Origin of the sequence: Coleofasciculus sp. E1-EBD-02 (assembly GCF_040218245.1) — a bacterium.
Lineage (GTDB): Bacteria > Cyanobacteriota > Cyanobacteriia > Cyanobacteriales > Coleofasciculaceae > Coleofasciculus.
Genome location: NZ_JAVJQN010000155.1, coordinates 79,951 through 88,221 on the forward strand (window position 1 = coordinate 79,951; position 8,271 = coordinate 88,221).

Annotated in this window: 6 protein-coding genes; 2 read left to right on the top strand and 4 right to left on the bottom strand. The window is 46.3% G+C overall.

What is annotated here, in order from left to right:
* Positions 1 to 233: 233 nt before the first annotated feature.
* Positions 234 to 1,538 carry a glutamate-cysteine ligase family protein gene (locus RIC07_RS25495; RefSeq protein ID WP_446396951.1) on the bottom strand — a complete coding sequence of 435 codons (1,305 nt, stop codon included), beginning with the start codon at positions 1,536 to 1,538 and terminating at the stop codon, positions 234 to 236.
* A gap of 145 nt (positions 1,539 to 1,683) precedes the next feature.
* Positions 1,684 to 2,967, bottom strand: coding sequence for a valine--pyruvate transaminase (locus tag RIC07_RS25500; protein WP_446396958.1), 1,284 nt, complete (start codon positions 2,965 to 2,967; stop codon positions 1,684 to 1,686).
* A gap of 215 nt (positions 2,968 to 3,182) precedes the next feature.
* Here RIC07_RS25500 and recR point away from each other — a divergent pair, with 215 nt between their 5' ends.
* Positions 3,183 to 3,752 (top strand): recombination mediator RecR, encoded by a 570-nt coding sequence (recR, locus tag RIC07_RS25505; RefSeq protein ID WP_446396959.1) that lies wholly within the window; start codon positions 3,183 to 3,185, stop codon positions 3,750 to 3,752.
* Between the two features lie 240 nt (positions 3,753 to 3,992).
* Here the strand turns inward: recR and RIC07_RS25510 are convergent, their stop codons facing one another.
* Positions 3,993 to 4,880: an ABC transporter ATP-binding protein gene (locus RIC07_RS25510; protein WP_446396960.1), complete on the bottom strand. Its 888-nt coding sequence runs from the start codon at positions 4,878 to 4,880 to the stop codon at positions 3,993 to 3,995.
* A 455-nt stretch (positions 4,881 to 5,335) separates the two neighbouring features.
* On the bottom strand, positions 5,336 to 6,109 hold the full coding sequence (locus tag RIC07_RS25515; RefSeq protein WP_446382064.1) for an ABC transporter permease: 774 nt from the start codon (positions 6,107 to 6,109) through the stop codon (positions 5,336 to 5,338).
* Positions 6,110 to 6,215: 106 nt separating this feature from the next.
* Here RIC07_RS25515 and RIC07_RS25520 point away from each other — a divergent pair, with 106 nt between their 5' ends.
* Complete coding sequence (locus RIC07_RS25520; protein ID WP_446396952.1) at positions 6,216 to 8,171, top strand: FAD-dependent oxidoreductase; 1,956 nt, start codon at positions 6,216 to 6,218, stop codon at positions 8,169 to 8,171.
* Positions 8,172 to 8,271 lie beyond the last annotated feature (100 nt).

Genomic DNA, 8,271 nt, shown 5'->3' on the forward strand with positions numbered 1-8,271 from the left:
AAGAACTCAAGTTCTTGGCTTATAGCTAAAGTCCATTAAAATGGACTAATACCAAATCCGGGTTAGCTATCCCTGTTATAACCTAGTCCGCGCAGGCGGCTTACCCTTCGGGAAGGCTTCGCATACATTAGTGTAGCAGCGATTTCAATCGCCTCTTTGTTTGTGTAGCTGTCTGTCACTCAGTATTCATTAATTTTTAACCCGATTAGGATTAAAATTGAACCAGGTCTGATCTAAACAGAATACTTTTGTGAAAACGATGAAACTTGCGCTTCTAACTCATCGCACGCTTCACGTACCAACCGCAACCCTTCTTCCTTTTCTAGTTTAGCCCCTGCGGGCACAAATTCTTGCAGAATTTCCGCCTCTGTCGTTTGATATTCACCCCAATCTGATTTCAACTTTTCTAGGTAATTAATCCCTTCACTGCCATCTTCAATCGCAAACTCTAAAATAGAATCCAGATAAGCCGTAACCTTAGAACTCTTCACTCCTTCCGTTACGGCAGCAAATAATAATTCACCATTGAGATAGTCAAAATCTGGTACAACTAGCCAATCACCCCGTAACTCAAAAGTATGCACGCCTTGAGCAGGTCTAACGGTTATTCCTTCCTGTCTGACTCGCCGAGCGGCATTGTAAACTAATCTCATAATCGTGAAAATTACGTCCGGATAATTACTATCAATTCCCCGTAATTCTACTGTTCCTAATGCATTGAGTCGCACCGGATTCCAACCGGATTTCAGTAAATTTCCGCCGCCTTCAGTAAACAACTTCCGCTCAACTCCCGCCTGATCCATCGCGGTTAACCATGCATAATAGCGTTCAAATTGCAACTCCACTAACTGTTCCACAGAATCGGCATAGGGCATTAAACCGCCAACAGATTGTAAGTGAGTATACACGCCTTCCCAGCCAAATCGGTCACTTCCCCGATAGCGGACAATATGATAGGCTAGTCCCGTGGCTTCTCCTTCATAAAAGGGACAGGCACGTCCCAAGGCGATGAGGGCAGAATCTAATGCTGTGGCTAAATTGTAAATATTAATGAGTTCTTCGCGTTCGGCGGCGCTGCTGTTGTAAGAAACACCAACGCGGGAATCAATTACTCCTGGTGGTACTTCTAAATGGATATGAGTACCCGTACATTTACCCGCATTCAAAAATCGGTCATAGCCAACGGTGCGAACTTGGACATGATAGCTTAATTTATCCCGAATAACGGGAATTAAATGTAAGGGATAGCTGGATAGGGGATAAAGCCGCAAATCCATCTTTTTCGCCACCTGTAATCCGAGTTGTAAGTTTTTTAGATAGGCTTTTGCTAATTCGGTGGGAGTATGTGCGGGAGGGGTATTAATTTCGATCATTCCCTTCACCCATTCCGGCATAAAGTAATTGGGATTTAAACCAATGGCTTCGGCTTCTTGGCGACAATTTTGTAAGAATTCATCGGCACGATTGGAAAATTTGCCCCTTTCTTCTACGAGGAAAAATTCTTGTTCTAAACCGATGCGACGTTTACCTAGTTTCATAGTGTTAACGGTTGTTTGGTATTATAGCGGTTTCCAGTCAGATCCCCGACTTCTCTAAGAAGTCGAGGATATTGGGTATCGGTACATTATGTTATCATCAATGGCGAAACGATATATCCTAAACCCGCCCCTACTTTCCTCACCATTAAACCTCCACCACGGCTTGCTGATACACCTGTTGTGTTACTTTAACTAACCGTTGCATGGCGGTTTCTAATTCGCGATCGCTGGCGGTTAAACTAATCCGAATACACTGATGCTGGTGTTCCCAGGTGTCCCGTAATCCGGGGAAGAAGGTGTTTCCAGGAACGGCGATTACTCCCACCTGCTTTAAGTGTTGATAAAAGTCCCAATCCGTTATCGGTAAATCCTTGAACCACAACCAGGCAAAAATAGCGCCTTCACCGCGATGTAAAAACCACGGTAAATCTTGGGGCATAAATTGGTTTAGCGCTGTTTCTAATACGGTAAACTTGTGCTGATAATAGGGACGAATCACATTAACAGAAATCTCAGCCAATGCGCCAGAATTAATCGCCTGTGCAGCAATGGCTTGTCCGTAGCGGGAGGAATGGATACAGAGATTCGTCTGGAACGATTGCAAAATCTCAATCATATCCGGATCACCAATAGCAACGCCTATCCGTTCTCCGGGTAGTCCGGCTTTGGATAAACTCAGACAATGGATGATATTATCACCAAAAATTGGCGTCATTTCGGTAAAGTTTAATGCCGGAAATGGCGGTGCATAGGCGGAGTCAATGAATACTGGGACATGATTAGGTGCGGCGAGTTCGGCAATTTTTCGCACTTCATTATCGGTGAGAACATTTCCTGTAGGATTACAGGGGCGCGAAAATATGACACAGCCTGTATCTTGGGTAATTTTCAATTGACTGAAGTCGGGACGGTATTTGTAGCGATGCGCCGCTTCGTCAATCTCTAGGCTGGGTTTGTAGGCGATTAGGGCTTCTGGGGTTAAGCTGACGCCACCATACCCGGTATAATCGGGACTCAGAGGGAGAACGATTTGTTTTAACTCACCCGCTTGGGTATAGCCGCCAAAGGCATTTGCGCCGTAGAAGTAAATGGATTGAGAACCGGGAGTAATTAAGATATTCCGTTCAGTTAGTCTCAAGCCATAACGCTGATTAAAATCTTTTGCGATCGCGTCAATTAAGGGCTGGTATCCTTGAGATGACCCATAACGGCAAACTACCTCTCCGTAGTCAGGACTTGCCAAGAGTTGGGCGGTACAGTCTCGCCACAGTTGTTCCACCTCTGGCAAAATTACCGGATTTCCTGCACTAAGGTTAATGAACTCCTGTCCCTGACCTAATCGTAACGTTTCAATAATATCCTTCATAATAGCCCGGACGCCCGTCAGGTTGGACATCTGAGTACCGAATTGAGTGAGAGACGGTTCCATCATGCGCGATCGCTCTTATCACAGAGATTAACTTACTTTGCCGCGAATTGAGTCAAATTTGCTGATTCGCTGGGGACTGTACTTATTTAACCGCAAATTTCCCCACCCGACTCCCCCAATTCTCTCTGCTTTTCTCAACTGGAGAGCGTACTATAGGTAAGGTAAACGCATAGACTGGGAGAACAACCACGGCTTACACACGCCCCCTAGCTCGACTGATCGAGCAACTACAACGCTTACCTGGAGTGGGTCCCAAAACCGCTCAACGATTGGCATTACATATTATTAAACGCTCAGAGGATGAAGTCAAAGCCCTGGCGCAGGCGTTAATTGAGGCGAAAAAGCAGGTTGGCTTGTGTCAGGTTTGCTTTCACCTGTCGGCTGAATCGGTTTGTGATATCTGTCGTAACCCGAATCGGGATAAAACAACGCTTTGTGTGGTGGCGGATTCCCGTGATGTGATTGCGTTGGAGAAAACACGGGAGTATCGGGGGAATTATCATGTTCTCGGTGGTGTGATTTCTCCCATGGATGGAATTGGACCCGAACAATTGCATGTTGAACAACTGGTGCGCCGCGTTAGCCAGCATAAGATTCAAGAGGTAATTTTAGCGATTAGTCCGAGTGTGGAAGGGGAGACGACGACGCTGTATGTTGGTCAACTATTGAAACCATTTACGAAGGTGACTCGGATTGCTTTTGGGTTACCCATGGGCGGGGATTTGGAATATGCGGATGAGGTGACATTAGCACGGGCGTTGGAAGGGCGGCGAGAGTTGGATTAATTGGTGAGGGAACAGGGAACAGGGAACAGGGAACAGGGAATGGGGAATGGGGAACAGGGAACAGGAAATTCATAATTCATGTTCGTCTAATGCCAATTCTCTATGAAGCTAGATTAGGGCACGATGGTATCGTGCCCCTACCACAATCGACGGGATAATTGATTGGGTAGGGGCACGGCATTGCCGTGTCCTATGTATAGCGAAACTCCTTTCATTCTGCCATTTGTATTCCAAAATCATTCATCGAGTCATTTCGATATAAATATGCTCTAAGCGTACAGGTTGGCGCGTGATTGAATCTAGGGAAATGCCTTCAAATTTATCAATTATTTCTTTTAAATCCAACGCTTCGGGTAACCAAAAAGCTAAATCATTCCCGTAGCGCCGATGGGTGAAACCGAGTTCTGTCGCCCGCGCGATCGCACGTTCTTCTTCTTGTGTTTGGATGATCACAATTTCTTGGGCGGGAATCCGTTGGCGCAGGCGGTCTAAACTTCCCTCGGCGATAATTTGTCCCCCTTTGAGAATGCCAATCCGCTGACACAGGCGTTCGGCTTCATCGAGTAAGTGAGTGGTTAATAAAATTGTTAATCCTTGACGTTGAAGACGGCGAATTAAATCCCAAATTTCATATCGGGCTTCGATATCTAAACCGGTTGTGGGTTCGTCTAAAATGACCAGTTTCGGCTGATGAACTAGGGCGACGGCTATATTTAAGCGTCGCTGCATTCCCCCACTTAAGGTTTCAACGGGACACCTACCGCGATCTAACAGGTTAACGGCGTCTAAACAGGTGTGGACGTGTTGTTGTCGTTGTCGCTTGCTTAAGCCATAGATGCGGGCGAAAAAATGCAGGTTTTCGGCACAGGTTAAAGTTTTATAGAGTAAGTTTTCCTGGGGGGCTATTCCGATTAGGGTTTTGGTGGCGTCGGAGACGGGTTGGTGATTAATTGTGATTGTGCCACTGTCGGCTTTGAGTAAGTTACAGATAGTATTAATTGTGGTTGTTTTTCCGGCACCATTGGGTCCAAGTAATCCGTAAATTTCTCCGGGGGGAATATGTAGGGTGAGATTTTGCAGAACCTGGCGATCGCCGTAGGATTTACAGAGGTTTTCAATATGCAGCACAATGACTAATACATAAAATAGGACAATTTTATGAGTTTCTGACACGGACTAATTGAAAGTTCAAAAATCCCAAATGGGAGGTTGCCAAAATTGTCAAAGGCTAAAGCCCTTACTACAAACCTACTCCCCTCTACCCTGGTGGGAGAGGGGCTGGGGGTGAGCTCACAAGGGTAGGTTTTTTAAGATTGGGGTGAAGGTGAGACAAGGAAGGAAAGTAGACCAGTAGACAAGGAAGCTTTTTCACGAAAAACAGGGCGTTTCGGCTTTTTACAGTTAGCTTGACAGAACAAAATTCTGTACGGTTTTCCTCCCTTGTCTTCTTGTCACCTTGTCCCCCTTGTCTTGTCCCAACCATAAAATAAAAAACCTACACCTGTAAGCTGGGGGTGAGGGGGTTTTAGGCTTAAGTTGACACGGGCGCACGTCGGTGCGCCCCTACGAAGATTTATCTGATATCATAGCCTTCGCTCAACTCTCAGCATCCGCTGATAAGATAACCATCCGGCTACTACCATAATTAAGGCAAATACCGCCAAAAACCAAAAATGTTCCCGAATATCGGCTAATCCCGCGCCATTTGCCCAAACCGCCAGCAGCGCTTCGTTGATATGGTAAATCGGGTTAAATTGGGCGATGTCTAGCAAGGTGTCGGGGAACAGGGATGTGGGTAAAAATGCGCCTCCTAAAATTAACAGAGGTACGCCAAACGCCGCAACCAAAGCATTTACATCCTCCGTGCGACGGGCAAACTGGGTACCGAGGATGAATCCCACTCCCACATACGCCATGATACTCTGTAGAATAATCAAGATGCCTAAAACTAGAGACCCCTGAAACTTAGCACCCCAACATGCTGCGATCGCATAAACCAAAACCGCTTGAACCCCAGCAATGGCGCTATGGGCGCAAAAAATACCTAGAAAATAGGATATGCCACTTAAGGGTGAGATGAACAGACGTTTAAGGGTTTGCTGTTCTCGTTCCCCTACCACTGTGGCTACCGTACCCCCCAGACAGCTAAAAAATAAAGCAGCACCTGCCAATGTCGAGGGGGCGGCATTTTCAAAGGCTTGCGCCATCGACAATTGGGCGCGTTCTGCCAAAATATAACCGTTGAGTAATAATACCGAAATGGGGAAAATTCCCCAAAAGACCAAACTGCGGCGTCTTCGCCCCAGTTCGATTAAAATGCGCTGGGCGACAGCTACGGTTTCATGCCAATAGTTCATTTAAATTTTCTGTAGGGGCGGGTTTCATTATTATTGTTTCTTGTCTTACCTAGATGCAACTCGCGCCCGCCCCATTCCCTGTTCCCTGTTCCCTGTTCCCTAAACAATGACCAATGACAAATTAAACAGATTCTACCTTTCCCGACGCACCGCCCTGAAACTGATTGGCGTGGCTGGGGTAGGGGGTGTAATCGGATATTCTCGCTGGGCGAAACCTCAACCCACGATTATTCAACCAGATACCCTAAATTTGCCCCGAACCCTGACTCAGCCTAAATCGGTGGTGGTTGTGGGTGCGGGATTAGCGGGACTTAGTTGTGCCTATGAGTTGAGTCAACGCGGCTTTGATGTCACACTATTAGAACGATCGCCTCAACTCGGCGGTAAGATTGCCAGTTGGCAAATTCAGGTGGGCGATCACTCTCTGCGGATGGAACATGGGTTCCATGGCTTTTTCCCGCATTATTATAATTTGAATCGGTTGGTGGCTGAGTTGGAGATTCAGGATCACTTCCGTTCCCTGGAATTTTACTCGGTGGTTTTCCGGGATAATCAGTATCAGCCGGAAGTCTTTCGCCCTAGTCGTTCTGCCTTTCCCTGGAATGTGGTAGATTTAGCGATCGCGTCTTCAAATCGCTGGCGTTGGGGGATTAATCTGACCAAGCTGAAACATTGGCAGGTGTTTCGGGAAATTGGCGGTTTCCAAATTCCCGATAGTTTCCAGCGTTTGGATCAGTTATCGGTTGCCGATTGGGTAAAAGGTGAGTTTCCCCAAGGACTTTATGATCTGTATTTTTTACCCTTTGCTAAATCCAGTCTGAATGCGCCGGATGTGTTGAGTGTGGGCGAATTAATGCAGTTTTTCCACTTTTATTTTTTTGGTAATCCGGAGGGATTGGCGTTTAATGGGACGCGCCAGGATATGGGTAGGAGTTTGGTGGAACCGATTGCCAAAGCGATTCAAAATCGGCAGGGAAAGATTGTTACGGAAGCGACGGTGAGTCAGATTCAGTGGCAAAATGGGCAGATTCATTCGATTAGTTATCAACAGGGAAATACTCAACCCTCGGTGCCGTTTTGGGTGAAGCGGAATCACAGGATGGACACTGATGAATCTGATCAGACTGTGGATTATTACGGGGCTGGGGATGCGATGTTTGCCCTGTTTCCAGAGGAGAATCAAGCGATTTCTCTAACTTGTACCCATCAAGGCTGTACGGTACAACGCCAAGCAGATGGTCAGTTTCTTTGTCCTTGTCATGGGGCGGTTTATAATTCCCAAGGGCAGGTGATAGCCGGACCCGCGAAACGGGATTTACCTCGGTTTAACCTGATGCAACGCCAGGAGGATGAAGTGCAACTGGTGGGAATTTCCAGTCCAGATTCGCCCCAGGTAGCCACAGAAACGATTCAAGCCGATTATTATGTCTTTGCTACTGATGTTCCCGGTGTCCAACATTTGTTTAAATTGGCAGAAGGGGAGGTGAATTCCCAAGTATTAACTCAGGTGGAACAATTAGCCGTGGCTGATCCTTTTGCGGTTGCCCGATTTTGGTTTGATCGGGATTTTGCTTGGCAACATAGTAATTTTACCTCCCTATCTGGCTATCGTCTCACTGATAGTATTACTTTGTATCATCGCATCCAAGATGATTATATTCAGTGGCATGAAAAGACGGGGGGAAGTGTGGTAGAGTTACACGCTTACTGTTATAAAGAAGACGAGTTTCCCAATCAGCAGGTTTTGTTAACCACGTTTGCACAGGAACTCTATGAAATTGTCCCAGAATTACAAACGGCGACGATGTTACACCGAGAGTTAGTGAATCAGAAAAACTTCTCCGGTTATCCGCCAGGGAGTTATCAGGAACGCCCCGAAACCGATTCAGGTGTAGCGAATCTATTTTTTGCTGGAGACTGGGTAAAAATGCCCTTTCCCTGTGGGTTAATGGAACGGGCGGTGAGTAGTGGATTCCTGGCGGCTAATGAGATTATACACCGGGAAGGATTGCAACAGCGATCGCTGTTATCGGTGAATCCAGAAGGGATTTTTTCGATATGATTTGTTATTCGTCATTCGTCATTTGTCATTTGTCATTTGTCATTTGTCATTTGTCATTTGTCATTTGTCATTCGTCATTCGTCATTTGTCATTCGTCATT